Source organism: Streptomyces sp. NPDC093149, assembly GCF_044754145.1.
In the GTDB taxonomy this organism is placed as follows: Bacteria; Actinomycetota; Actinomycetes; order Streptomycetales; family Streptomycetaceae; genus Streptomyces.
Map to the genome: position 1 here is coordinate 52,900 of NZ_JBIVON010000001.1, position 24,336 is coordinate 77,235.

General features: G+C 71.5%; 29 protein-coding genes. 21 read left to right on the forward strand and 8 right to left on the reverse strand.

Annotated features, from left to right (window positions below):
* Positions 1 to 74: 74 nt before the first annotated feature.
* Complete coding sequence (locus tag ACIQCZ_RS00250) at positions 75 to 971, forward strand: phosphatidylinositol-specific phospholipase C (RefSeq protein WP_402278270.1); 897 nt, start codon at positions 75 to 77, stop codon at positions 969 to 971.
* A 320-nt stretch (positions 972 to 1,291) separates the two neighbouring features.
* Here ACIQCZ_RS00250 and ACIQCZ_RS00255 read toward each other — a convergent pair whose 3' ends face one another.
* The 4 genes from ACIQCZ_RS00255 to ACIQCZ_RS00270 are packed head-to-tail and all read right to left on the reverse strand — an operon-like array spanning position 1,292 to position 4,801.
* Positions 1,292 to 2,716, reverse strand: coding sequence for a sensor histidine kinase (locus tag ACIQCZ_RS00255; RefSeq protein WP_402278272.1), 1,425 nt, complete (start codon positions 2,714 to 2,716; stop codon positions 1,292 to 1,294).
* On the reverse strand, positions 2,713 to 3,444 hold the full coding sequence (locus tag ACIQCZ_RS00260) for a response regulator transcription factor (RefSeq protein WP_351075382.1): 732 nt from the start codon (positions 3,442 to 3,444) through the stop codon (positions 2,713 to 2,715). The genes ACIQCZ_RS00255 and ACIQCZ_RS00260 overlap by 4 nt, the downstream gene beginning before the upstream one ends.
* Positions 3,445 to 3,486: 42 nt before the next feature.
* Positions 3,487 to 3,663, reverse strand: a complete 177-nt coding sequence (locus tag ACIQCZ_RS00265; RefSeq protein WP_402278274.1) for a hypothetical protein — start codon at positions 3,661 to 3,663, stop codon at positions 3,487 to 3,489.
* 10 nt (positions 3,664 to 3,673) lie between these two features.
* Positions 3,674 to 4,801, reverse strand: coding sequence for a S1C family serine protease (locus tag ACIQCZ_RS00270; RefSeq protein WP_402278276.1), 1,128 nt, complete (start codon positions 4,799 to 4,801; stop codon positions 3,674 to 3,676).
* Between the two features lie 329 nt (positions 4,802 to 5,130).
* Here ACIQCZ_RS00270 and ACIQCZ_RS00275 point away from each other — a divergent pair, with 329 nt between their 5' ends.
* Positions 5,131 to 5,562 (forward strand): hypothetical protein, encoded by a 432-nt coding sequence (locus tag ACIQCZ_RS00275; RefSeq protein WP_402278278.1) that lies wholly within the window; start codon positions 5,131 to 5,133, stop codon positions 5,560 to 5,562.
* Positions 5,563 to 5,748: 186 nt separating this feature from the next.
* Here ACIQCZ_RS00275 and ACIQCZ_RS00280 read toward each other — a convergent pair whose 3' ends face one another.
* Positions 5,749 to 6,789, reverse strand: a complete 1,041-nt coding sequence (locus ACIQCZ_RS00280) for a LacI family DNA-binding transcriptional regulator (protein ID WP_351075377.1) — start codon at positions 6,787 to 6,789, stop codon at positions 5,749 to 5,751.
* A gap of 123 nt (positions 6,790 to 6,912) precedes the next feature.
* Positions 6,913 to 7,716 carry a response regulator transcription factor gene (locus ACIQCZ_RS00285; protein WP_402278281.1) on the reverse strand — a complete coding sequence of 268 codons (804 nt, stop codon included), beginning with the start codon at positions 7,714 to 7,716 and terminating at the stop codon, positions 6,913 to 6,915.
* A gap of 314 nt (positions 7,717 to 8,030) precedes the next feature.
* Between ACIQCZ_RS00285 and ACIQCZ_RS00290 the strand changes: the two genes are divergently transcribed.
* The 8 genes from ACIQCZ_RS00290 to ACIQCZ_RS00325 all read left to right on the forward strand — a co-directional run bounded on the left by ACIQCZ_RS00290 (position 8,031) and on the right by ACIQCZ_RS00325 (position 13,952).
* On the forward strand, positions 8,031 to 8,927 hold the full coding sequence (locus tag ACIQCZ_RS00290; protein WP_402278283.1) for an alpha/beta hydrolase family protein: 897 nt from the start codon (positions 8,031 to 8,033) through the stop codon (positions 8,925 to 8,927).
* A 41-nt stretch (positions 8,928 to 8,968) separates the two neighbouring features.
* Entirely contained in the window at positions 8,969 to 9,223 is a 255-nt protein-coding gene (locus ACIQCZ_RS00295) for a MoaD/ThiS family protein (RefSeq protein WP_351075372.1), read from the forward strand.
* 10 nt (positions 9,224 to 9,233) lie between these two features.
* Positions 9,234 to 10,829, forward strand: coding sequence for a hypothetical protein (locus tag ACIQCZ_RS00300; RefSeq protein ID WP_402278285.1), 1,596 nt, complete (start codon positions 9,234 to 9,236; stop codon positions 10,827 to 10,829).
* A 144-nt stretch (positions 10,830 to 10,973) separates the two neighbouring features.
* Positions 10,974 to 11,663, forward strand: coding sequence for a DUF2993 domain-containing protein (locus tag ACIQCZ_RS00305; protein WP_402278287.1), 690 nt, complete (start codon positions 10,974 to 10,976; stop codon positions 11,661 to 11,663).
* 249 nt (positions 11,664 to 11,912) lie between these two features.
* A complete protein-coding gene (locus ACIQCZ_RS00310; protein ID WP_350983699.1) occupies positions 11,913 to 12,020 on the forward strand; it encodes a putative leader peptide in 108 nt (35 codons plus the stop codon).
* Between the two features lie 165 nt (positions 12,021 to 12,185).
* Positions 12,186 to 13,031, forward strand: coding sequence for a sulfurtransferase (locus ACIQCZ_RS00315; RefSeq protein ID WP_402278289.1), 846 nt, complete (start codon positions 12,186 to 12,188; stop codon positions 13,029 to 13,031).
* A 51-nt stretch (positions 13,032 to 13,082) separates the two neighbouring features.
* Positions 13,083 to 13,370: a DUF1416 domain-containing protein gene (locus tag ACIQCZ_RS00320; protein WP_351075365.1), complete on the forward strand. Its 288-nt coding sequence runs from the start codon at positions 13,083 to 13,085 to the stop codon at positions 13,368 to 13,370.
* A 324-nt stretch (positions 13,371 to 13,694) separates the two neighbouring features.
* The gene (locus tag ACIQCZ_RS00325) at positions 13,695 to 13,952 is read left to right on the forward strand and encodes a DUF3099 domain-containing protein (protein ID WP_365246867.1); all 258 of its coding nucleotides are present in this window, start codon (positions 13,695 to 13,697) and stop codon (positions 13,950 to 13,952) included.
* A 46-nt stretch (positions 13,953 to 13,998) separates the two neighbouring features.
* Here ACIQCZ_RS00325 and ACIQCZ_RS00330 read toward each other — a convergent pair whose 3' ends face one another.
* A complete protein-coding gene (locus tag ACIQCZ_RS00330) occupies positions 13,999 to 14,361 on the reverse strand; it encodes a DsrE family protein (protein ID WP_365689654.1) in 363 nt (120 codons plus the stop codon).
* A 274-nt stretch (positions 14,362 to 14,635) separates the two neighbouring features.
* Between ACIQCZ_RS00330 and ACIQCZ_RS00335 the strand changes: the two genes are divergently transcribed.
* From ACIQCZ_RS00335 to ACIQCZ_RS00360, 6 genes are all read left to right on the forward strand, one after another.
* A complete protein-coding gene (locus ACIQCZ_RS00335; RefSeq protein WP_402278292.1) occupies positions 14,636 to 15,409 on the forward strand; it encodes a hypothetical protein in 774 nt (257 codons plus the stop codon).
* Positions 15,406 to 16,242, forward strand: a complete 837-nt coding sequence (locus ACIQCZ_RS00340; protein WP_402278294.1) for a hypothetical protein — start codon at positions 15,406 to 15,408, stop codon at positions 16,240 to 16,242. Before ACIQCZ_RS00335 ends, ACIQCZ_RS00340 begins: the two co-directional genes overlap by 4 nt.
* Positions 16,239 to 17,120, forward strand: a complete 882-nt coding sequence (locus ACIQCZ_RS00345) for a hypothetical protein (RefSeq protein ID WP_402278296.1) — start codon at positions 16,239 to 16,241, stop codon at positions 17,118 to 17,120. The genes ACIQCZ_RS00340 and ACIQCZ_RS00345 overlap by 4 nt, the downstream gene beginning before the upstream one ends.
* Before the next feature lie 356 nt (positions 17,121 to 17,476).
* Positions 17,477 to 18,049 carry an FABP family protein gene (locus tag ACIQCZ_RS00350; protein ID WP_351075359.1) on the forward strand — a complete coding sequence of 191 codons (573 nt, stop codon included), beginning with the start codon at positions 17,477 to 17,479 and terminating at the stop codon, positions 18,047 to 18,049.
* 144 nt (positions 18,050 to 18,193) lie between these two features.
* Positions 18,194 to 18,664 (forward strand): Fur family transcriptional regulator, encoded by a 471-nt coding sequence (locus ACIQCZ_RS00355; protein WP_351075358.1) that lies wholly within the window; start codon positions 18,194 to 18,196, stop codon positions 18,662 to 18,664.
* Positions 18,665 to 18,685: 21 nt separating this feature from the next.
* Positions 18,686 to 19,651, forward strand: coding sequence for a YgfZ/GcvT domain-containing protein (locus ACIQCZ_RS00360; RefSeq protein WP_376221133.1), 966 nt, complete (start codon positions 18,686 to 18,688; stop codon positions 19,649 to 19,651).
* 173 nt (positions 19,652 to 19,824) lie between these two features.
* On the opposite strand, the gene dtd is transcribed toward ACIQCZ_RS00360, so the two are convergent.
* Positions 19,825 to 20,274 (reverse strand): D-aminoacyl-tRNA deacylase, encoded by a 450-nt coding sequence (dtd, locus tag ACIQCZ_RS00365; RefSeq protein ID WP_402278299.1) that lies wholly within the window; start codon positions 20,272 to 20,274, stop codon positions 19,825 to 19,827.
* A 117-nt stretch (positions 20,275 to 20,391) separates the two neighbouring features.
* Between dtd and ACIQCZ_RS00370 the strand changes: the two genes are divergently transcribed.
* The 5 genes from ACIQCZ_RS00370 to ACIQCZ_RS00390 all read left to right on the forward strand — a co-directional run bounded on the left by ACIQCZ_RS00370 (position 20,392) and on the right by ACIQCZ_RS00390 (position 24,241).
* Positions 20,392 to 21,018 (forward strand): ABC transporter substrate-binding protein, encoded by a 627-nt coding sequence (locus tag ACIQCZ_RS00370; protein WP_402278301.1) that lies wholly within the window; start codon positions 20,392 to 20,394, stop codon positions 21,016 to 21,018.
* Positions 21,019 to 21,064: 46 nt separating this feature from the next.
* Positions 21,065 to 22,048: an asparaginase gene (locus tag ACIQCZ_RS00375; protein WP_402278303.1), complete on the forward strand. Its 984-nt coding sequence runs from the start codon at positions 21,065 to 21,067 to the stop codon at positions 22,046 to 22,048.
* 63 nt (positions 22,049 to 22,111) lie between these two features.
* Positions 22,112 to 23,362 carry a GNAT family N-acetyltransferase gene (locus ACIQCZ_RS00380; protein ID WP_402278305.1) on the forward strand — a complete coding sequence of 417 codons (1,251 nt, stop codon included), beginning with the start codon at positions 22,112 to 22,114 and terminating at the stop codon, positions 23,360 to 23,362.
* A gap of 51 nt (positions 23,363 to 23,413) precedes the next feature.
* Complete coding sequence (locus ACIQCZ_RS00385; protein ID WP_402278307.1) at positions 23,414 to 23,548, forward strand: hypothetical protein; 135 nt, start codon at positions 23,414 to 23,416, stop codon at positions 23,546 to 23,548.
* A 24-nt stretch (positions 23,549 to 23,572) separates the two neighbouring features.
* Positions 23,573 to 24,241 (forward strand): TetR/AcrR family transcriptional regulator, encoded by a 669-nt coding sequence (locus ACIQCZ_RS00390; protein ID WP_402278309.1) that lies wholly within the window; start codon positions 23,573 to 23,575, stop codon positions 24,239 to 24,241.
* Positions 24,242 to 24,336 lie beyond the last annotated feature (95 nt).

Genomic DNA, 24,336 nt, shown 5'->3' on the forward strand with positions numbered 1-24,336 from the left:
CGCTGTTCCAGGAATGACGTGTGCCGGTCATAATCTGACCGCTGACCCCCCACGGCAGACGGAGGCATCCCCGCATGAGCCCGTACACCGGTACACGCAGGAACTTCCTGGCCGGCGCCCTCGCCGCCACCACCACGGTCCTCGTCGGCGCGGGACCGGCCGTCGCCGGGCCCCGTCGGGCCCTCACCACCCAGGACTGGATGAGCGGCATCCCCGACGCCACCGCGCTGCAACGCCTCACGATCCCCGGGTCGCACGACTCCGGCGCCCGATACGGCGGCCCCTGGACGGAGTGTCAGAACACGACGATCGCGGAGCAGTTGGGCAGTGGGCTGCGCTTCCTCGACGTACGGTGCCGGGTCACCGGTGACTCCTTCGCGATCCATCACGGCGCCTCGTACCAGAACCTGATGTTCGGCGATGTGCTCGGCGCCTGCTGGGACTTCCTGGCCGAGCGGCCCACCGAGACCGTGCTGATGCGGGTCAAGCAGGAGTACTCGCAGGAGAGCGACGCCGAGTTCCGTCGGATCTTCGACCTCTACCTCGACAGCAAGGGATGGCGGCCGCTGTTCCACATCGACGCGGCGCTGCCCGCGCTGGGCGGGGCACGCGGCAAGGTCGTCCTGCTCGCCGACAACGGCGGTCTGCCCGGGGTCCGTTACGGCGACTTTGCGCTCTTCGACATCCAGGACGACTACATGGCGGAGCCGTTCGCCAAGTACCCCAAGATCGAGGCCCAGTTCCGCAAGGCCGCGCAGCAGCCGGGAAAGCTGTACGTGAACTACGTCAGCACCGCCGCCCTGATGCCGCCGCGCTGGAACGCGGACCGGCTCAATCCACAGGTGCAGTCGTTCCTCGACGGCTCCGGCGCGACCGGCTGGACCGGGCTCGGCATCGTCCCGCTGGACTTTCCCGCCACCCGGTCGGGGCTGGTCGAATCCTTGATCAGGCACAACCCGCTGGATCGGTGACCGGACGGCCGGGCGGTCCGGTCACTGCGGCGGACGGGACGCACGAGGGCGGGGCGTGTGGGGACGGGGTGCGTGAGGGCGGGGCGTGTGGGGACGGGGTGCGTGAGGGCGGGGCGTGTGGGGACGGGGTGTGTGCGGACGCCGTGACGGCGCGGCGCGGTGCCGCGCCGTGTGGTCGGCGGGGCGCCTCAGTTCGCCGCCGAGTTCCGGCGTCGGCTCTGAGCGGCGCCCGCTGCGTGCCCCGGGGCTCGGGCGTGGTCACCGTGCGTCTCCGGCCGACTGGGGCGCGACGCCTGGGCGGACATCCGTATTTCCCCGCCTCACAGCCCCGGCGGCGGCTGCGGAGCCCCCGGCAGGCGGATCACCGCTTCCGTGCCGTCGCCCTCCGCCGGGCGCAGCGTGACCGTGCCGCCCGCCTGCTGGACCGTGCGGGCGACGATCGACAGGCCGAGGCCCGAACCGGGGAGCTGGCGGGCGGACGGGGAGCGCCAGAAGCGTTCGAAGACGTGCGCGAGTTCGTCGGCGGGAATGCCGGGGCCATGGTCCCGGACCGTCAGTTCTCCCTCGCGCAGGGCGACTTCGATCGTGCCGTGGGGCGGGCTGAACTTGACCGCGTTGTCCAGGACGTTGACCACCGCCCGCTCCAGCGCGGCCGGTTCGGCCCGTACGTACCAGGGCGTCAGGTCCGCCCGGATCGTGAGCTCGGGACCGCGCAGACGGGCGCGTTCCAGGGCGGTGTCCGCGATGTCGTGCAGCGCGACGACCTGGAGCGGGCCGGGGTGCGCCGCGTCGGGGCGGGCCAGCTCCTGAAGGTCGCCGATGAGCGAGGCCAGCTCGGTCATCTGGGCCTTCACCGACGTCATCAGGGCCCTGCGGTCGTCCGCCGGGATGGCCCGGCCGGTGTCGTCGCTGCGGGCGAGGAGCTCGATGTTGGTACGGAGGGACGTGAGCGGTGTCCGCAGCTCGTGGCCGGCGTCCGCGATCAGCTGGGCCTGGCGGTCGCGGGAGCTGGCGAGGGAAGCGGTCATCGAGTTGAAGGAGCTGGACAGCCGGGCGATCTCGTCCTCGCCCTCGACCGGGATGCGGACGGTGAGGTCCTCGGTCCGCGCGACGTGCTCGACCGCCTCGGTGAGCTCGTCGACGGGGCGCAGACCGGTACGGGCGACCCAGAGACCGGCCGCACCGGCGCCGACGACACCGACGCCGGAGACGATCAGGAGAACCCAGGCGAGGGTCGACAGCGGGTCGTCGACCTCGCTCATCGGGCGGGCGACGGAGACCGCGAAGCTTCCCGGGACCAGGCCGGGCACCTGGGTGCGGGTCTCGTACGTGTACGTGTACACGCGCATCTTCTTGCCGCTCTTCGTGCCGGCCGTGTGCAGGGTGTCGTCCCGCATACCGGCGGCCACGGCGATGTCGGCGGCCGTCACACCGATCGGCGAGGCACCGGCAGAGGTGCAGGTGCTCCCGGACACGGTGACGAGCTGCACGGTGTACGTCCCCCCGACCGGCGGGGGGACCGCCCGGTCGGGGTGGGTGCAGGCGGTGAACAGCTGCTGCACGTAGTTGTCGCTGACCGAGACATTGCGCAGCGAGGAGTCCAGCTGGTTCTCCAGCTGCGCCCGCGTCACGAACCAGCAGGCCGCCGCGACCGCCGCCACCGCGACCGCCACCGCCGTCGCCACCAGCAGCGCGAGCCGGGTCCGCAGGGGCAGGGCGCGCAGCCGGTGCAGGGCCCCGGTCATCCGTCACCGCCGCCGGAGCGGAGCGCGTAACCGACCCCCCGCACCGTGTGCACGAGCCGCGGTTCGCCGCCCGCCTCCGTCTTGCGGCGCAGGTACATCACGTACACGTCCAGGGAGTTGGAGCTCGGTTCGAAGTCGAAGCCCCACACCGCCTTGAGGATCTGCTCGCGGGTCAGTACCTGTCGCGGGTGCGCCAGGAACATCTCCAGCAGGGTGAACTCGGTACGGGTCAGCTCGACCCGGCGGGTGCCCCGGGTGACCTCGCGGGTGGCGAGGTTCATCCGCAGATCGGCGAAGGCCAGCACATTGTCGTCGGGGACGTCGCCGCCCGCCGCGGCCGCGTACGAGCTGCGGCGCAGCAGGGCCCGTATGCGGGCGAAGAGCTCGTCCAGCTCGAAGGGCTTGACCAGGTAGTCGTCGGCGCCCGCGTCGAGACCGGTGACCCGGTCGCCGACGGTGTCGCGGGCGGTGAGCATCAGGATGGGTGTGGTGGTGCCGGTGGAGCGGAGCCGTCGGGCCGCCGTCAGGCCGTCCATCCGCGGCATCTGGACGTCGAGGACGATGAGGTCGGGGGCGTACGACTCGGCCCTGGCGAGGGCGTCGAGACCGTCGACGGCGACCTCGGTGCCGTAGCCCTCGAACGCGAGACTGCGCTGCAGCGCCTCACGTACGGCGGGCTCGTCGTCGACGATCAGGATGCGTTGTGGATCGTCTTCGGCGGGGCTCATCGCTCGTTGTCCTCTTCTCGTTCCGTGCCTGTCGGGCTGCTCTCAGCCTCGCACGGCCGCGGCACGTCGTCGCGCGGCCCGGCGCTTGCGGCCCGCGGTGGTGCGGATCTCCGGGACCCGGGGCGGCTCGGAGGCCCGGCGGACGGCCAGTTCCGTGACGAGAGCGAGGGGCAGGGCCAGGTCGGCCGGGCCGCCGGGGGTGTGCGTGGGGTGGTGCATGACTGTCTCCTCAGGAGCTGTTGCCGGCCCGCAGGGTGCCGAGGTCGGCCTTGAGCGTGTTCACCGGGATGGCGAACCCGAGACCCACGCTGCCCGCGCCGGCGCTGCTGGATCCGTCGGACGAACTCGCCGAGTACATCGCGGAGTTGATGCCGATGATCTCGCCGTCCATATTGATGAGCGCGCCACCGGAGTTGCCGGGGTTGAGCGAGGCGTCGGTCTGGATGGCCTTGTACGTGGTGGTGGAGTTGCCGGTGTCGCCGTTGAACTGCTGACCGCCGAACTCGAACGGCCACTGTCCGCCACCGCCCGGCCCGCCCTGGCCCTGGCTCTGGCTCTGGCCGTTGCCGTCCTCCTTGGCGACCGTGACATCGCGGTTCAGGGCGGAGACGATGCCGCTGGTCACCGTGCCGGTGAGGCCCTCCGGCGAGCCGATCGCCACGACCTGGTCGCCGACCGCGACGGCCGAGGAGTCGCCCAGTGTGGCCGTTTTCAGCCCGCTCGCGCCCCGGAGCTTGATGAGCGCGAGGTCCTTGGCGGAATCGGTCCCCACGACCTTCGCGCTGTACGTCTTGCCCGTGCTGAGCGTCACCTTGATCGACGAGGCGCCGGAGATGACGTGGTTGTTGGTGACGACCTCGCCGTCGGACGTGATGACGACGCCGGAGCCGGTGGACTCGCCCGCGGTCGAGGTCGCTTTGATCTCGACGATCATCGGCGAGACGGCTTTGGCGACACCGGCGACGGTGCCCTTGCTGCTCTGCGAGACGGTGGTGCCGGGGACGACACCGCTGCCCGTGTTGTTCGCGTCGTTGCCGGTGAGCTGGCTGATGACGGTGGCGGTGCCGCCGCCGACGACCGCCGCCGCGATCGCCACGGCCGCCAGGAGCGCGACCGGCCGCTTCGCCCGCCGCCGGGGCCCGGCCGGCTCGGGCGCGGGCTGCGGGAGGGCGGCCCCGTATCCGCCGTCGCCGCCGTGCCCGTCGGCGTCGCCCCCGCCGGGCCACACCGTGGTGCCGGGGCCCGTCGCGATCGGCTGCGCGGGCTGGTAGGACGGCGGCGGCGGGTAGGACGCGTCACCGTTGCCGTACGAGGGGTACATCGGGTACTCGCCGCTCGGGCGCTGGCTCTCTGTCATGACCAAAAGCGTGTCCGGCGAAGATGAGAGAAGCCTGAGCCCGCCCTGAGAAGCCCGGCAGAACCGCGTATGCCCGATATAAGTTACGGCCGCTGCCCGTGCCGGTCTCCTGAGGGCCGGTGGGCCGGTGGGCCGGAGCGAGCGGTCCGGACTCCCGGGGTTCCGGCCCGAGGGGCGGGTGCCGAGCAGTGCGGTGGGCGTCCGCTGTCTCCCCACGGCGGGCTGCAGTCGCGGCGCCGAAGGATTGCGGTGATCCTGTCAGGGGAGCGTGGCCGGCTTCGCACGGGCTCTGTGCGTCGGTGACCGCGCTGTACAGGAAGGCGACGGCCATGACAGCGATGTCGGACAAGGCACGGCCGGGGCACAGGGGGACCGGCAGTGAAACGGTCAGCGGCGCGTCCATGTTCGCCGGGGCCGCGCTGATGCTCAGCGGGCCGCTCAGCATTCTCATGGGAGCGTCCGGCATCGCACAGGACACCCTGTTCTCGTCCTCGTCCCATTACGCCTACGGGTTCGGCCTGACCGCTTGGGGCGTGATTCACCTCGTGGTCGGGGTGGCGCTCGTCGTCGCCGGCCTGGGAGTCCTGGCGAACAAGAGCTGGGGCCGCGGGGCCGGTGCGGCAGTGGCGGGGATCAGCCTGATCACCCAGTTCATGTTCGTTCCGTACTACCCGGCGTGGGCCATCCCCATGATGACGCTCGACCTCATCATTGTGTTCGCACTGACGAGGTTCCATGGGGGAACCGGCGACGGCCGGTGAACCCGGACGGGGCCATCGCCGGGGGGAACCATGGCCACTGCCGGGCCCGCCGTGCCCGCCGAGTCCGTCATGGACGAGGAGGACGGAAGCTCCCGTCCTCCTCGTCCATGACGGACGGGAACTCCCGTCCGGATCAGTGCGTCGGGCGGACACGGACCCGTCCGGGCCCCCGCACCACCGGCATCGTCAGCGCCCGGTCGCCGGCTCCCCGCAGCCGCACGACCGCCGCACCACCAGCGCCGACGGGAACTGCTTCAGCCGCTCCCGGCGCGACCCCTGCACCCGCAGCGAGTCGTCGAGCACCAGGTCCACGGCCGCCCGTGCCATCGCCGGGCGGTCCGAGAAGACCGTCGTCAGCGGCGGATCGGTCAGCCCGGCTTCCTTCACGTCGTCGAAGCCCGCCACCGCGAGATCCCCGGGCACATCGATCCGCAGCTCGCGCGCGGCCCGCAGCACCCCGATGGCCTGGTCGTCCGTCGAGCAGAAGATCGCCGGCGGCCTGTCCGGCCCGGCGAGCAGCTTCAGCGCCACCTGATAGGCGTCGTAACGGTTGTACGGGGCCTGGAAGAGCCGGCCCTCCGTCGAGCGCCCCGACTCGTGCATCGCGCGGCGCCAGCCCTCGACGTGGTCGGCGACCGGGTCGCCGACCGCCGGGGTCGACTCCACGCCGCCGAGGCACGCCACGTACGCGTTGCCGTGCTCCAGCAGATGACGGGTGGCGAGCTGGGCACCGCCGATGTCGTCCGTGACGACCGCGACGTCGTCGATCGCCTCGGGCCGCTCGTGCAGCAGCACGACCCGCGCGTCCCATGCCTCGATCTCGGCCGCCGCCCGCTCGCTGGGGCCCTGGCTGACCAGGATCAGCCCGGAGACCCGCATGCCGAGGAAGGCCCGCAGATAGTGGACCTCGCGCTCGTCGCGGTAGTCGGAGTTGCCGACGAGCACCATCTTTCCGCGTTCGGCGGCGGCCTGCTCGACCGCGTGCGCCATCTCCGCGAAGAACGGTTGCCGGGCGTCCGGCACGATCATCCCTATGAGGTCGGTCCGCCGCGAGGCCATCGCCTGGGCAACCCGGTCGGGCCGGTAGCCCAGCTCCTTGATCGCGGCGAGTACCCGCTCGCGCGTGGCCGGGGCGACCGGCCTGGGTCCGTTGTTGATGACATAGCTGACGACCGCGGTCGACGTACCCGCCAGTCTCGCCACATCGTCCCGCGTCACCTTGGCCACGCGCGGCAGTCTACGCGGATGGACCAAGCGGGTGACAGGTGGACCGGGCCGGGTTCGCGGGGCCTGTCACGGCCCGGTGCACGATGGCGAGCGGGCTCCCGGCGCCGGTCCACCTGTCACCCGCTACCTGTGCGCGGGCCGGACCGGGACCTCTTCCGCGGCCCCGGCCGTCCCCAGGCGCTCCGGGCGGGTCACGGGTGCGGCGGCCGCCTCCGCCGCGGCCTGGGCCTTGGCCTCCTCGGCGGCGCGCTCCACCTTCTCCGGTGCGACGAAGCGGTAGCCGACGTTGCGGACCGTGCCGATCAGCGACTCGTGCTCGGGGCCGAGCTTGGCGCGCAGCCGCCGCACATGGACGTCGACCGTCCGCGTGCCGCCGAAGTAGTCGTAGCCCCAGACCTCCTGGAGCAACTGGGCGCGGGTGAAGACCCGGCCCGGGTGCTGCGCCAGATATTTGAGCAGTTCGAATTCCTTGAAGGTCAGGTCGAGGACCCGGCCCTTCAGCTTCGCGCTGTACGTCGCCTCGTCGACCGACAGATCGCCGTTGCGGATCTCCATCGGCGAGTCGTCGGAGCCGATCTGCTGCCGGCCGGTGGCCAGCCGCAGCCGGGCCTCGACCTCGGCCGGTCCCGCCGTGTCCAGCAGTACGTCGTCGATGCCCCAGTCGGCGGTGACGGCCGCGAGACCGCCCTCCGTCACGACGAGGATCAGCGGGCAGCCCGGTCCGGTGGACCGCAGCAGCTGGCACAGCGACCGCACCTGCGGCAGATCGCGGCGGCCGTCGATCAGGATGACGTCGGCACCGGGGGTGTCGACGAGAGCGGGGCCCTCGGCCGGTGCCACCCGCACGCTGTGCAGCAGGAGACCGAGGGCGGGAAGCACCTCCGTCGACGGTTGGAGGGCATTTGTCAGGAGCAGCAGTGAACTCATCGCCGCCCACCTGCCTGGGTCGTCGGTCGGTGATCGTGCACGGTTCGCTCGCCCATTACGTCGGTCCTCCTCGTTCCCTGCGAGAGGGGCACTCCCGGGCTCGGGCCCGGGGGAGTATGCGGCACTTCTTCGTACGTTTCGTGCGGGCTTTCGCACGGGTTGCCGTACGACGGTTGTCATACGGTTCTTACGGCTGCGGCCCCGCGCCCCGGGACCGCTGAGCTTGTGGAAACTTCTCCGTAACAACGCCTGCAAAGCACAAAAGGACCCGGGGGCTGCTTTGCCCGGATCCTCTTCCCAGCAGAATAGCCCACATGAGTTCTGTGTCCGAGGGGCGAATTCGGAGTTCCTCTGTTCCCTTGATCACGCCCGGTCCTCTGCGCACTGCATTGCGGACCGATGACGGGATCCGTATCGAGGCGGTGTACGAGCCGTGTACGGCGGGTGCCGGGGCCGCTGCGGGGACATCCTTCGACGGTACTGCGGTCGTGGTCGCGCACGGGTTCACCGGTTCGGTGGACCGGCCCGCCGTCCGACGGGCCGCCGGGGTGTTCGCCCGGCGTGCGGCCGTGGTCACGTTCTCCTTCCGCGGCCACGGCGGCTCCGGCGGCCGGTCGACGGTGGGCGACCGCGAGGTGCTGGATCTGGCGGCGGCGGTGCGGTGGGCGCGGGCGCTCGGACACCGGCGGGTCGTGACCGTCGGATTCTCGATGGGCGGCTCCGTGGTGCTGAGGCACGGGGCGCTTTACGCCGGACGGGTGACGGAGGGCGCGGAGGCCCGCGAGGTCGTGGAGCGCGAGGGGCGCGTCGGAGCACGCGCGGAGGCGCACGCGGACGCGGTGGTGGCCGTGAGCGCCCCTGCCCGCTGGTACTACCGGGGCACGGCCCCGATGCGCCGGCTGCACTGGATGGTCACCCGGCCCGTCGGCCGGCTGGTCGGCCGCTACGGGTTCCGCACCCGGATCGACCGCGACGACTGGGATCCGGTGCCGCTCGCGCCCGTGGAGGCGGCAGGGCTGATCGCCCCGGCCCCGCTGCTGATCGTGCACGGCGACCAGGACCCGTACTTCCCGCTGGATCACCCGCGGATGCTGGCCGAGGCGGCGGGCGACGGCGCCGAGCTGTGGCTGGAACGCGGCATGGGCCATGCCGAGAACGCGGCGGACGAGAGCCTGCTGACCCGCATCGGCGACTGGGCGGCGGCACCGTGATTCATGATGGACAGCTGATGCGAGACGAGAGGAGTGCCGCCATGCCCGCGGGAACGATCCGCTACTGGGCCGCCGCCAAGGCCGCCGCCGGGACAGCGGAGGAGCCGTACACAGCCGTGACCCTCGCCGAGGCGCTCGACGCGGTGCGCGAGCGGCACCCCGGTGAGCTCACCCGAGTGCTGCAGAGGTGCTCGTTCCTCATCGACGGTGCCCCCGTCGGGACCCGAGGTCATGAGACCGTACGCCTTGCCGAGGGCGGCACGGTCGAGGTGCTCCCGCCGTTCGCAGGAGGGTGAACCGCAGCACATGAGCAGTAACGATCATCAGTATCCGTACGGAAACGATCACCAGCATCCGTACGGGCAGGATCCGGGCCACGGGTACGGACCCGGGTACGGCCGACCGGACGGCCAGGACCCGCAGCCCGCGCAGCCGTACGGACAGCAGCCGTACGGGCAGCAGACATATGGACAGCAGTCGTACGGGCAGCAGGCGTACGGCGACGCGGCCCACGTCTCGCCTTCGTACGGCGGCCAGTCCTACGGCGACCCGACCCACGGCGCGCAGGCGTACGGCGACCAGTCCTACGGCGGCCAGTCCTACGGCGACCAGTCTTCGTACGGTGGCCCGGCCCACGGAGGGCAGCCGTACGAGGGCGAGACGTACGGCGCGCAGCCGTACGGGCAGCAGGCCCCGTACGGCGCCCCGCAGCAGGCGCACGGTGCCCACGACCCGCACCGGACGCCCGGAGCCCCCGGGACGAACCCCGGGCCCGTGTGGCCCGAGGGACAGTCGGGAGAACCCGTCGCGCCCGCGGCCCACGGCACGCACGACGCCGGGGTCACGCAGACCTGGGAGGGGCAGACCTGGGACACCCAGTACCAGCCGACCATCCAGCCCGCTCAGCCCGTGCAGCAGCCCGTGCAGCCCGTGCCGACCGGCGGCGGGGCCGACGGTGCGCCGTATCCGCAGCACGCGCAGCCGCACGGCGCCTCCGGCTCCTACCCGCTGCCTCCGGAGGTCCCGCTCGCCGGCGGCGCCGCCGAGCCGGTCCGGGCGGCAGCCCCTGCGGAAGCGCGCCCGGCCGCCGCCTCCGCGCTCGACACCGCCGGTTACAGCGTGCCCACCACTCTGGGCAACAGCCGCATCACCGACGCCCAGCGCGCACGCGCCGAGGGCCGCTCACCGATCATCGCGCCGGGCATGCAGCCCGCCGCGATCACCGCGGGACTCGGGCTGCTGCTCGCCGTCGGTGCCGCGATCGGGTCGTACGCCCTGGTCGTGCCGCTGGTGCTGCTCCAGGCCGTGACCGCGGCCGGCTGGTTCCGGCTCAACGGCATGTGGCCGGCCCGGCAGGGCATCGCGCTCGCGTTCGCCGGTGGTCTCGTCGCCGACATCGCGCTGCTCGCCGCGGGCCGGGAGAACGGACCGGCCGCCATCCTCGGCACCCTCGGCGTCTGGGTGCTGCTCACCGTGGTCCTCCAACTGCGCAGCCACGCGAGCGCCGACGAACGGATGCAGGGGCTGATGGCGACTGTCGCGTCGGCCGCCCTCTCGGTCCTGGCCGCCGGACATCTCGCGGCGGTCCCGGACGCGGTGACGGTGGGCGCGATGGCCGTCGCGGTCGCCGTGCTCGTCCGCGCCCTGCCGCTGCCCGGACCGGCCTCGGTCGTGGTGGCGCTGCTCGCCGCCGCGGGCGTCGGTGCCGTGGTGGGGACGTTCACCGATCTCGGCGCGAAGGGCGCGCTGCTCGGCCTCGCGGCGGGGGGCTGCGCACTGATCGGGCTGCGGGTGGCGAGCTACGACTACCCGTCCCGGTTCGTCCACATGACGGCCGGTGTGGCGCTGCCGCTCACCGCCGCGGCCCCCGCCGTCTATCTGATCGGCCGCGCGATCTCCTAGAGCTGTCCTGGCGCCGACCGGTACCACCCCCCCTCGGGAACCGAAGGGGGGTGCCTGCTCGTCGATCACCCCGGGCGTGCTGTGCATCCGTAGCGGACGCACGGGCGCCGGGGGTCCGGCCGGATGCAGGGGGGAAGAGCGGGCGTGCGTGCACTGCGGATACTGCTGGTCATAGTGGTGGTCCTGGGCGGGATCTTCGTCGCCGTCGACCGGGCGGCGGTGTACTTCGCCGAGTCGGAGGCCGAGGGACGGGTCGCGGTCACCGGCGCCACGATCGGCTCGACCGACGTCTCCATCAAGGGATTTCCGTTTCTGACGCAGGTCGCCGGATCGCAGCTCGACGAGGTCGATGTCGAGATCTCCGGCATCGAGACCGACGCCAACGGCCGCAGGATCCGGATCAGCAGGATGAACGCCGCGCTGTACGAGGTGAAGCTCGCCGACGGCTACTCCAGCGCCACCGCCGCCCGCGCCACCGGCACCGCCGTCATCTCGTACGAGGACCTGACCAAGGCGGCCAGCGACGGCGTCGTCGTCGAGTACGGCGGCAACGGCAAGGTGAAGGTGACGGGCACGGTCGACATCCTCGGCCGCCCGCTGTCGCGCAGTGTGCTCTCCACCGTCACCCTGATCGACGGCCACACCATCAAGGTGCATGCGGACAAGGTGCCGGGCGAGGGGATTCCCGGACTGGAAGGTCTGGTGCGCCAGAAGACCGACTTCGAGCGGGAGGTCGGCGGTCTGCCCAGCGGCCTGAAGCTGCAGAGGATCCAGCCGACCGCCGACGGTCTGGAGATCTCGGTGACGGGTACGGACGTGAGGATCGCCGGATGAGTCCGGTCCGTAGTCCCCGCCGATGAGCCCCACCGGGCAGGGACGGGCGGGGCGGGGCGGAGCTTCGACGCCCCGGTGCACCACATAGTGAGACGGTCCCGTCCGATCCGCAGATGACCGACGCGCGCCGAGGAGGCGGGCGCGGTGCCGCGGACGCCGCGCCGTTCGTGTCTCGCATTACGGACGATCGCGTCTCGCGATACGGTACGGCGGTGACATGCCCGCCCGTACCTCCCTACGATCGGTGCCATGCAGTGCTCAATCGGCGGTCTCCCACAGCGGGGCCGGGCGGATCTCACGAAGCGGCGGGCAGTGGACCTGTGTCGCGTCGCCGCCATGCTCTGTCGCACTGTCTGAGCGGGAGCCTTCGGCGCCCCGCGTTCCCCGGCCCTTCGACCTGTGTCGGGGCCCCATCCCCATCCTCATCGCCTGTGCACGTGCGCCGCACCCTGCGCCGCCGCACATCCGCATCACGCACCGTCTCGCACCATCTCGCCGCAGACCGCCCCGGAGGAGAACAGAATGAGCCGCAGTGACGTCCTGGTAGACGCCGACTGGGTCGAGGCCCACATCGACGACCCGAAGGTCGCTCTCGTCGAGGTCGACGAGGACACCTCGGCGTACGAGAAGAACCACATCAGGAACGCGATCCGGATCGACTGGACCAAGGACCTCCAGGACCCGGTCCGCCGCGACTTCATCGACCAGGCCGGCTTCGAGAAGCTGCTGTCCGAGAAGGGCATCGGCAACGACACCACGGTCGTCCTGTACGGCGGCAACAACAACTGGTTCGCGTCCTACGCGTTCTGGTACTTCAAGCTCTACGGTCACCAGGACGTCCGCCTGCTCGACGGCGGCCGCAAGAAGTGGGAGCTCGACTCCCGCGACCTGGTCGACGGCGACCAGATCCCGTCCCGCCCGGCCACCGCGTACAAGGCCCAGCCGCAGGACGAGTCGATCCGCGCCTACCGCGACGAGGTCGTGAAGGCCATCGGCAGCCTGAACCTGGTCGACGTGCGTTCGCCCGACGAGTTCAGCGGCAAGCTGCTCGCCCCGGCGCACCTCCCGCAGGAGCAGTCCCAGCGCCCCGGTCACGTGCCGGGCGCCCGCAACATCCCGTGGTCGAAGAACGCCAACGACGACGGCACCTTCAAGTCGGACGACGAGCTCAAGGCGCTCTACGAGGCCGAGCAGGTCGACCTGTCGAAGGACACCATCGCGTACTGCCGCATCGGCGAGCGCTCCGCGCTCACCTGGTTCGTGCTGCACGAGCTGCTCGGCCAGGAGAACGTCAAGAACTACGACGGTTCGTGGACCGAGTACGGCTCCCTCGTGGGTGTGCCGATCGAGCTCGGCGCCAACAAGTAACTCCGCACGACCCGGACCAGCACGACCCCCGACCCAGAAGGACAGAACACCATGTGTGGAGCAAAGGCCGGCGGCCCCGACGCTTCGGGCATCAAGCCCGGTGAGACCACCATCCAGGGCAGCGTGACCCGCGACGGCGAGCCCGTCACCGGTTACGTGCGCCTGCTGGACTCGACCGGAGAGTTCACCGCGGAGGTCCCGACCTCGGCGACCGGACAGTTCCGCTTCTACGCGGCCGAGGGCACGTGGACGCTGCGCGCCCTCGTCCCGGGCGGCAGCGCCGACCGCACGGTCGTGGCGCAGACCGGTGGTCTCTCCGAGGTCGCGATCGCCGTCTAGTGCTGCGGCCGGAAAGGTTTGCCGGGAGGCTCGCGGCGTCCGGTGCGGTGCGTCGCAAGGCGGAGGATCGCCCTCGTGCCGGCCGCACTCGGGTGATGCGACAACGCGGCGAGGTGCCGTACCGGGCGTCGCGAGCCGGTGAACCTTTCCGGCCACAGCACTAGACACCGGACGCGGTGCACCGGCCCGGCCGGTGCATCGCGACGCCTTGCCGGCCGAAGGGCCGTACCCCGGGGGTTGGACGCCTTCTGAAGCGGGGTACGGCCCTTCGTGCCGTTCGCGCGTGCCGTTCGCGCGGGTGGGGAACGGGCCTACGCTTGAGATATGTACGCCCGACGCCGTCGCGGCTATTTCCTGATGATGGGCGGTTGCATCGTCCTCTTCGTATCGGCTTGGGCCTTCGTCCGGCTGTGGTCGATGCCCGCCGCGATAGCGATGTGTGTCGTCGCCATGGTCATCCCGCCCGTCGCGGCCATGATCGCCAACCGGCGGGGCCCGGAGGACCGCTGGTGGGACGATCCGTCCGGCGACCCGCAGTCGGACGAGTGGTGGGACGAGCTCGACGGCAAGAAGCGGCACTGAACGGCCGGAACGGCCGGAACGGCGCCGAAGGCCGTGGGCGCCGCCGTCAGTAGACGAGGGCCTGGACGCCGTCGGCCATGATCTCGCTGACGAAGACCTGGGCCCCCGCGATGCGTACGCCCTCCAGGACGTCCTGCTCGGTGATGTCACGACGCGCCGCGCACTGCGTGCACAGCGTGATCCGGCCGCCCGCCTGGATCGACTCGATCAGGTCCGGCAGCGGGGCGGCGTGCGGCAGTTCGAACTCGGCGGCCCGCCCCGGCAGCGCGAACCACGAGGACTCCCCGGTCAGCCAGAGGGAGACCTCCACACCACTGGCGACGGCGACGGCGGCCACCGTGAACGCCTGGGAGCAGCGCTCGGCTGCGTCGGCACCGGCAGTCACCTTGATCACGAGCTTCTTCGGCATATGCCGAACTGTAATCGTCGGGCGGGCAACCTCATCCCCTCGGTGGCAGTCAGGTGGGTGCGCGGATAACGGAATTCGCGCCTCAGGTCTCGTGGGGGGACCCCTTTTGGAATCGAAAGACGCCATCCCTGACGGGCAGGCCGGGCCGGGTGCCGTAGAGCCATCGCAGGCGGGAGAGGCACCGGAGCCGGCGCTTGAGCCGGACCCGGTGTCGGCGCCGGAGCCCGGATCCGAGCCTCGGGCTCAGCCCCGGGCCGCGCCCGAGCCGGCGCCCGTGGTTGAGCCCGAGGCCGCACCGGCCGCAGCGCCCGTTGCGAAGGGCCCGCGTGGGCGAACGATCCTGCTGATCGCCGCTGCCGCGGTGCTCGGTATCGCCGGCGGCACCGCCGTGGGCTACGACGTGCAGGCCGGTCGCGCCCCGACCCCGCTGCCCGCCCTGTCGCAGCCCGATCTGGCGTACCCGGCGAAGGTGCTGCCCGCGGACAAGGCCCCCGACCCGCTGCCCGCGTCCCAGGACCATCAGGTCAGGACGGACGGCGACCTGCGCAAGCTGCTCGCCGACAGGCCCGCGGGCTGGAGCGAGGACGAGGCGCCGTCGGGCCTCCGCGACGGCTGGCTGGGCGTGGACGAGTACGCCCGCACCTTCAGGGACAAGGGCGACCAGTACGAGTACTTCCTGGAGTCCGACATGCGCCGGATCGCGGGTGCCGCCTGGAGGCGCGGGCAGTACCGCACCGCCGAGATCCATCTCGTGCAGTTCCGCTCGGGCGTCGTGCAGGAAGCCCAGGTCCTGGCCGAGGGCCAGCGTTCGTACATGCCCGGCACCGAGTTCGGTGCGGGCAACGACGGCGATCCGCTCAAGGGAAGCGGCAACGGCCGCTACTACCTCTACGAGGTCGAGCGGAAGCCGGGCTATCTGCCGTCCTACCGGGCCAGGGCCATCGTGTACCGCGGCGACATCATGGCCGACATCAACGTCTACGACACCGTACCGATCAGCAAGAAGGACATCCGGACGCTGGCCGAGCAACAGCTGGAGCGCCTGTGAACGACGTGACCACGCAGGTGACGACGCCCGACGAGAGCGCCGACGCTCCCGGGCCCGCGGCCCCGCTTCCCCCGGCCACCCCCGGCCGCTCACGCCGGCTGATCCGCACAGCGCTCCCCGTCGTGCTGGTGATCGCCGCGGTCGCAGGTGCGGCCGCGTACACCAGCAGCACGGTGGACAGCGCCGATCACAGCGTCAGGACCGTCCTCTGGCAGGAGCCCGAGCACGGGCCGGGCAAGGACCCGGCCGGTGACGTGGCCCGGGGCAGGGCCTCCACCGAGCTCAGCAAGTTGCTGCTGCCGGTCCCGATCGGCTACCGGCTCGGCCCCGACATCGGCGAGATGGGCAACGACGGCGAGCAGAGCGGCAGGAAGGCGGCAGCCGCGGTGAAGGAGAGCGCCCGCGGTCTCGCGGGCAAGGAGCGCCGGGACTACGAGAAGCGGGTCGACAAGCTCCGTATCGAGGGCACCGCCGTCCGTTCCTATGTATCGGACGGCAACGACCTGCTGGTGGAAACGCAGATCATGCGGATGAAGGACAAGAAGGCGGTCCAGAACCTCTACGACGTCAGGTCGGACCTCTTCGAGGCCATCGGCATCTTCCGCCGGGGGCCGAAGATCCAGGGACACACGAGGCATGCCAAGTGCTTCCTCCTGCGCAAGGACAGCGAAGCCGACGAGGACTTCATGGTGTCCATGGAGTGCATGGCGTACGACGGCGAGCTGAGCATCGGCGTCTCGGCGTCCGGCACTGTGCCCTTCGACCGGGAGGCCGTCGCCGAATTGCTGAAGGACCAGCTCGACCACATCGCCTCTCCGGGGGAGTACGTATGACCGAACAGACGACGGAAACACCCGCCGGGACCGCCCCCGAGGCGCCGCCCGTCGGATCCGCCCCCGTACCGCAGGCGCCCGAGCCGCCTCTGTTCCCGCCGCCGCCCGAACAGCCCAGGCGCGTCCTGCGGGCCGTCGCCCGGTGGACTGTTGCGGCCCTGGTCCTCGGCGGTCTCGGTGCCGGTACGGCCTTCGGGATCACCTCGATGGAGCGCACCGACGTGCCGGGGCTGTCCACCGGGAGTGACGGCCGCTGGGACTATCCCGAGCTGAGCCTGCCCGCGCTGCCGGCCGGTTCGCCCCGCCCCTTCAGCGACGGCAATGTCGCCGAGATCCACCACGCCGACCTGCGGCGTCTGCTGCTGCCCGCCCCGGCCGGAGCGGCCGTGGACAAGAAGCTCGGCGGCGGCTGGGTGAGCACGGAGCAGTACCTCTCCGAGTATGTGAAGGGCAAGCGCTCCGACATCACGCACATACTGAAGGACTCTGCTCCGCGGCACGTCGCCGCCCGCGGCTGGACGATGCCCGACGGCACGTCGTCCCGGATCTATCTCGTGCAGTTCAATTCGACGGCCTTCGCGCAGTACTTCAGGGACGCGATCGTCCGGGACACCCCCTCCGGGGTGCCTCTCGTCGGGACGTCCGAGACATCCGGGATGGTCCTCGACGAGGGCTGGAGCGGCGCGGGCAAGGTGGAGCGCACCGCGTCGTACGCGTACGAGGAGGCGAAGCCTTACGGCGCGGCGCAGGTCCGCCTGGGATACCTGGTCGCCGGCGACACGTTCGCCCTCGTTGTCCAGTCCCGGGAAGGCAAGGAGGGCACGGATCGCGTTCCGTTCCATCAGACGCTGATCCTGCAGAACCAGCTGCTGGGCTGACCTGCCCAACGTAACGGCCTGATCCACTTTCTCTCGTGCACCGGGCCGTAAACCCCGAACCGGCGGGCCGGGCCCCAACCCATTAGGCTGGGGGCCGGCCCCGTATTGCTGCCATACCGCTCGTTCCAAGGAGCTCCCGTGCTTGAGGCATTCTTCTCCGCCCTGCTGGTCCTGGTCTGCGTCGGCGTGCTCGCCTTCGCGGGCGTGACCGTGAAGAAGCTGTACCAGGGTCAGCGCTGAACCTCCCCGCCCTCGCCTCTGTCCGCACGGGTACCCCCGTCAGGACAACGTGACACCGGCACCCTGATGTGTCACGTTCGAAGCCGCCCCCACCTCACAGATCGTCTGAGCCGTTCATGATCGAGATCCCGTCCGACCTCCACCCGGACCTCGTCCCGCTGGCCTTCCTCCTCGGCAACTGGGCGGGCGCGGGTGTCTCCGACTTCCCCGGCGCCGAGCAGTGCAACTTCGGCCAGGAAGTCTCCTTCAGCCACGACGGCCGGGACTTCCTGGAGTACGTCTCGCACACCTGGGTGCTCGACTCCGAGGGCAAGAAGGTCAAGCCGCTGGAGTCCGAGTCCGGCTACTGGCGCATCGACAAGGACCGCAAGGTCGAGGTCGTCATGGTCCGCGACCAGGGCGTCATCGAGATCTGGTACGGCGAGCTGGCCGACCAGAAGCCGCAGATCGACCTGGTCACCGACGCGGTGGCCCGGACCGCGGCCTCCGGCCCGTACAGCGGTGGCAAGCGTCTCTACGGCTATGTGAAGAGCGACCTGATGTGGGTCGGCGAGAAGGCCACCCCCGAGGTGGAGCTGCGCCCGTACATGTCGGCGCACCTGAAGAAGGTCGTCACTCCGGAAGAGGTCGAGGCGATGGCGAAGAGCCTCGGCGACCTCCCGGACGACGGCATCGCCTTCTTCAAGTAGTCCGCGCCCCGGCGGCCCGCCCCGGCCGCCGCGTGCCTGCCGTTCGTCCGCCGTCCCTCGTTCGCGGGGATCGCGGCGCGCGGGGCATGGATTCCTTTCGCACACAGCTGCGGGCAGGTGCTCACCCCGACCTACACTGAGCGTGTGGTGAGCACCGACTGGAAGACCGACCTCCGACAGCGCGGCTACCGGCTGACGCCGCAGCGGCAGCTTGTCCTGGAAGCCGTCGACACGCTGGAACACGCGACGCCCGACGACATCCTCGCCGAGGTACGCAGGACCGCGTCCGGCGTGAACATCTCCACCGTCTACCGGACGCTCGAACTCCTGGAGGAGCTGGAGCTGGTCAGCCACGCCCATCTGGGGCACGGGGCGCCGACGTACCACCTGGCCGACCGCCACCACCACATCCATCTGGTCTGCCGCGACTGCACGAACGTCATCGAGGCCGATGTCGAGGTCGTCGCCGAGTTCACCGCGAAGCTCCAGGCCGACTTCGGTTTCGAGACGGACATGAAGCACTTCGCGATCTTCGGCCGCTGCGCCGACTGCACGGCGAAGGCGGCGTCCGCAGGCGCGGCCCGGACGGCCGAAGCGGCCCGTCCCGAGCCGTAAATCGCGTCGTACGCTGGTCGCATGAAGAGCCCCCTGCTGTCCCTGCCCGGTGCCGTACCCGCCGAAGGCCGCGACGAAGGCGTCGCCGCGCACTACGGCGATCTGTTCCGCGAGCAGCGCGCCCTCGCCGACGGCTCCGGCCTCGTCGACCTCTCGCACCGTGCCGTCGTCACCGTCACCGGCAGCGACCGGCTGGCCTGGCTGCATCTCCTGCTCACCCAGCACGTCAGCGAACTCGCCCCGGGGCAGGCCACCGAGGCCCTGATCCTCACCGCGAACGGGCACATCGAGCACGCCCTCTATCTCGTCGACGACGGTGAGACCGTGTGGATGCACGCCGAACCGGGCACACAGGGCGACCTCGTCGCCTACCTGGAGTCCATGAAGTTCTTCTACCGGGTCGAAGTCGCCGACCGCACCGAGGACTTCGCCGTGGTGTATCTGCCGGCCGGTTCCATCGCGGAGGTCCCGGACGGCGTGACGGTACGGGAGACGGCGTACGGCCGGGATCTGTTCCTGCCCCGCGCCGACCTGGAGAAGTACGCGGCCGCGCACGGCCCCCTGGCCGGCGTCCTCGCGTACGAGGCGCTGCGCGTCGAGGCGCACCGCCCGCGTGTCGGCTTCGAGACCGATCACCGCACCATCCCGCACGAGCTGGGCTGGATCGGCACCGCCGTCCACCTCCAGAAGGGCTGCTACCGGGGCCAGGAGACCGTGGCCCGGGTGCAGAACCTGGGCAAGCCGCCGCGGCGGCTGGTCTTTCTGCACCTCGACGGCAGCGAGGTCGTCCTGCCCGGACACGGCACACCGGTACGGCTCGCCGCGGACGGCGCCGAGGGCAGGCAGCTGGGCTTCATCACCACCTCTGCCCGCCACCACGAACTGGGACCGATCGCCCTGGCCCTGGTCAAGCGGAACGTCGCGGTGGACGCGGAACTGCTCGCGGGGGACACGGCCGCCGCCCAGGAGACGGTCGTGGAGCCGTAGGACCTCTCGTCCGGACCGGATCGGGGAGCGGGGCCGGACCGGGTCGGGGAGCGGGGCCGATCAGGACGAAGGACCCCGGCCCTCGGGCTCCTGTGCGCAGATTCCCTACGCGCGACCGTCTGCGTCGTCCACGTCCGATGCCCGACCTTCCTGCGTCCGGACCGGGACCCGGATCAGACCTCGACGACGACGGTGAACGGGCCGTGGTTCGTGAGCGAGACCCGCATGTCCGCCCCGAACCGGCCCGTCTCCACCCGCGCTCCCAGCGCCCGCAGCTGCGCCACCACCTCGTCGACCAGCGGTTCGGCGACCTCGCCGGGCGCGGCGGCGTTCCAGGTGGGCCTGCGCCCCTTCCGGGCGTCCCCGTAGAGAGTGAACTGCGAAATCACCAGAAGTGGTGCATTCACATCGGAGCAGGACTTCTCGCCCTCCAGGATGCGAATCGACCAGAGCTTGCGGGCGAGCTGGGCCGCCTTCTCCGCGGTGTCCCCGTGGGTGACTCCCACCAGCACACACAGCCCTTCGCCGATGATTTCGCCGACCACCTCGGGTCCGCCCGACGCGCCCGCGCCGTCGGTCACCGTGACGCTCGCACCGTCCACCCTCTGTACCACTGCACGCATACAGACCAACCTATCTTGGGCTGAACGGGTACAGAGCATCCACACAGGCCCCACTGGAGTGGCACCATGCTGGGAAGGCGGTGTGCCGACGCACCGGTCGAGGGGATGGACACAAGCATGAGTACCCATGGAACCGGGCAGTCCCCCGGCGCCGTGCCGGTCGCGCGTACCGGCACCAGTACCAGTACCAGCACCATGCGCCCACCGGTCCAGCGAACCGGGCACGGCCTTGTGGACGGCTTCGTGGACGGCCCGCCCGCGGGACCGCAGCCGGAGCTGGAAGGCCTGCGACTGCCGGAGCTGCGCACATTGCGCCGCGACTCGCAGCGCGACGAGGCCGACCTCAGCTATGTGCGGCGACTGGTGCAGGGGCGGATCGACATCCTGCGGGCCGAGCTGGCCCGGCGGCTGGACCCCGAGGCACCGGTGGTGGACCGGCTCTCGGAGATCCTCGCCGACACCCCGTCCCGGCAGCGCTCCTCCGCCCGGCACGTCACGCTCACCACGCCGCGCAGCGACGAGTACCGCCGGCTGGCGGCCGAGACGCTGGCCGAGGTCGAACTCTCCGACCTCGACGCCCGGACGGACGAGGAGCTGCACACCGCGATGGGGCGCCTGGTCCGCTACGAACAGCAGGTCTCCCGCCGCCGTCACCAGCTGCAACGCACCGCGGACGATTGCAGTGCCGAGATCGCCCGCAGGTACCGTGATGGTGAAGCACAAGTAGACGACCTGCTCGCCTGAAGCGACCCTTCCGGGGGCGGGTTCCGCTCGTCCCCGGAAGGCCACCATGACCTCCAGCGCCGCCGCTGCCCCCTCCGTCATATCCCCCGAGCCGCTGCCCGTGCTGGCCGAGGTCGTGCGGTCCGGCTTCGTGGAAGGCCGGCACCGGGGTTCCCTGGTCGTGCTGGCGGCCGACGGCAGTGTGGAGAAGGCGCTCGGCGACCCGACGGCGCCGGTCTTCCCGCGCTCCTCCAACAAGCCGATGCAGGCCGCGGCCGTGCTGCGGGCCGGACTCGATCTGTCCGGGGAGCGGCTGGCGCTGGCCGCCGCGAGCCACTCGGGCGAGGGCTTCCACCTCGAACTCGTCACCGCGATGCTCGCCGAGCACGGACTGACGCCCGGCGATCTGCAGACCCCGCCCGATCTGCCGCTGGACCCGGCGGAGGCGGAGACGTATCTCGCCGCGGGCCACGTCCGGGAGCGGATCACCATGAACTGCTCCGGCAAGCACGCGGCCATGCTCGCCGCGTGCGCGGTGAACGGCTGGGACCGGGCGTCCTACCTCGACCCGGCGCACCCGCTCCAGCAGCTGGTGCACCAGGTGGTGGAGGAGGCGGCGGGCGAGCCCGTCTCGGCGGTCGGTACGGACGGGTGCGGGGCGCCGCTGATGGCGATCAGCCTGGTGGGGCTGGCGCGGGCCTTCCGTACGTTCGTGACGTCGGATCCCGGGACGGCGGAGCGGCGGGTCGGGGACGCGATGCGGGCCCACCCCGAGTACGTGGCCGGAACGCGCCGCCCCGACACCTGGCTGATGCGGGAGGTGCCGGGCGCGCTCTCCAAGATGGGCGCGGAGGCGGTGCAGGCGGTGGCCCTGGCGGACGGCCGGGCGCTGGCCTTCAAGATCGACGACGGTGCGACGCGGGCACTCGGCCCGGTGCTGGCCCGGTCGCTGCGTCTGCTCGGCATCGACGCCCCGGTGGTCTCCCGTATCGGGCACGCGCCGCTGCTGGGCGGCGGTGGCGAGGTCGGCGAGATCCGGGCCGCGTTCTGACCGGATTCCCGGCGGCCGAAAAACCGGGCGACATCCGGTGACCCGGTATCTAGCGTGGGGTCCATGCGCCTTGACGTCCGTGCGATCACCGAATCCGAGTTCCCCGGCTGGCTGCAGGCCCTGAACACCGGCTTTCTGCGCCCGCCGGTGGTGACGGGTGAGGAGGTCGCCGGCCGCCTCCCGCACATCGACCTGGCCCGTACGCAGGGTGCGTTCGACGGCGGGCGGTGTGTGGCCACGTTCCGTTCGTTCGCGCAGGAGCTCACCGTCGTCGGCGGCGCCGCGGTGCGGGCCGACGCGGTCTCCAACGTCACGGTGTCTCCCACGCACCGACGTCGCGGGCTGCTCAGCCGGATGATGGCCGCGGACCTGGCGGCGGCGAAGGAACGCGGCGACGTGGTCGCCACCCTGATCGCCGCCGAGTACCCCATCTACGGGCGGTTCGGCTTCGGCCCGGCGACGTGGACGACCGAGTGGGAGATCGACGTGCCGAGGGCGGGCCTCGACCCCCGCTGGTCGGGTCCCTCCGCGTCGGACGGGGGCCGGATCGACCTGGTGACCGGTGCGGACGTGCGCAAGCTGGGACCGGCCCTCCATGACCGGCTGCGCGCCCGGCAGCACGGTGCGGTCAACCGCGACACCCGCTGGTGGGAGGTGAACACCGGTGAGAACCCGACCGGGCCCGGTACCTGGACGGAACCCTTCTACGCGCTCTACAGCAATGCGGACGGCGAGGTCGACGGCCTGATCGCCTACCGTGCCGACGACCACTGGAGCGACGCCAAGCAGCCGCTCAACCGGGCCACGGTGCTCGGGCAGATCGCCGTCACCCCGGCCGCGGAGCGCGCGCTGTGGCACTTCGTCTGTTCGATCGACTGGATCAGCACGGTCCGCACCGGCCGCCGGGCCCCCGACGACCTGCTGCCCCTCCTCCTCCCGGATCCGCGCGCGGCCCGCACCGTGACCCAGGCGGACTGGCTGTGGGTACGCGTCCTGGACGTCGTACGCGCCCTGGAGGCCCGCACCTACGCGGTGCCCGGCGCGCTGACCCTGGACGTCCACGACAGCGCGGGTCTGACCACCGGCCGCTACCGCCTGGACGTCTCGGAGTCCGGCGCGACGTGCGTCCCCACCACGGCCGGTGCCGATCTCGCCCTGGACGTAAGGGAGTTGGGGTCGCTCTACCTGGGCGACGAGTCGCCGGTCCGACTGGCGGCGCTGGGCCGCATCGAGGAACTCACGCCGGGTGCGGTGGCACGGGCGGAGGGTGTGTTCCGGGCGGCGCGGCGACCCTGGTGCCCGGACGTCTTCTGAGACGCGGAGCCCCGGGGACGTGTACGGCGGTGATCCCGCCCCGCATCCCGCGTGTCATCGCGTGAGCCGGAGTTCGGGTCCGGGCCCGAACGGGTGCTGGACGGGACGGAGCCCCTGGTGGAGGCGCGGGCGCGGGCCCGGGGCAGGGAGGGCGCGGAGCCGCTCCCGGACGTCAAGTCCGGTTGAGGTCGAGGCGTACGCTTCTCGTTCATGAGCGGAGAGAAGCCCGGACCGGAATCGGCGGCGCAGACGGGCCGTGCGCCGCATGCGCCGATGAGCCTGCGTGAGCGGAAGAAGCAGCTGACGTACCAGGCGGTCTCCGAAGCCGCGATCGCGATGTTTCTGGAGCGGGGCTTCGACAAGGTCTCGGTGGCGGAAGTGGCGGCTGCCGCGGACATCTCCAAGCCGACGCTGTTCCGGTACTTCCCGGCCAAGGAGGACCTGGTCCTGCACCGGTTCGCCGACCACGAGGACGAGGCGGCCCGGGTGGTCGCCGCCCGTGGGGAGGACGAGTCCCCGCTGGAGGCCCTGCACCGCCATTTCCTGGACGGCCTGGAGCGGCGCGACCCGGTGACCGGCCTCTGCGACATTCCGCAGGTGCTGGCCTTCCAGCGGCTGCTGTACGGGACCCCGTCCCTGGTGGCCCGCCTGTACGGCTACCAGGGCCGCTCGGAGGCGGCGCTCGCGCGTGCGCTGGGCGACCGGGTACGGGACAGGCTGGCCGCGGGTCAGATCATCGCGGTGCTGCGCGTCCTGGCCCTGGAGAACTGGCGGCGGATGGACGCGGGGGAGAGCGCGGACCGGACGTACGGGAGCGCGGTCGAGGCTGCCGAACTCGCCTTCGCGCAGCTGCGGTCGGGACTCGGGGACGAGTGGTAGGAAGGAGCGGCGGCCGGGCCGCGGTCCGCAGCCGCAGGGACGGGAGGTGGACCGTCGCACCGGCGGGGAACACGAGCGGATCGTTGCGCGCAGGC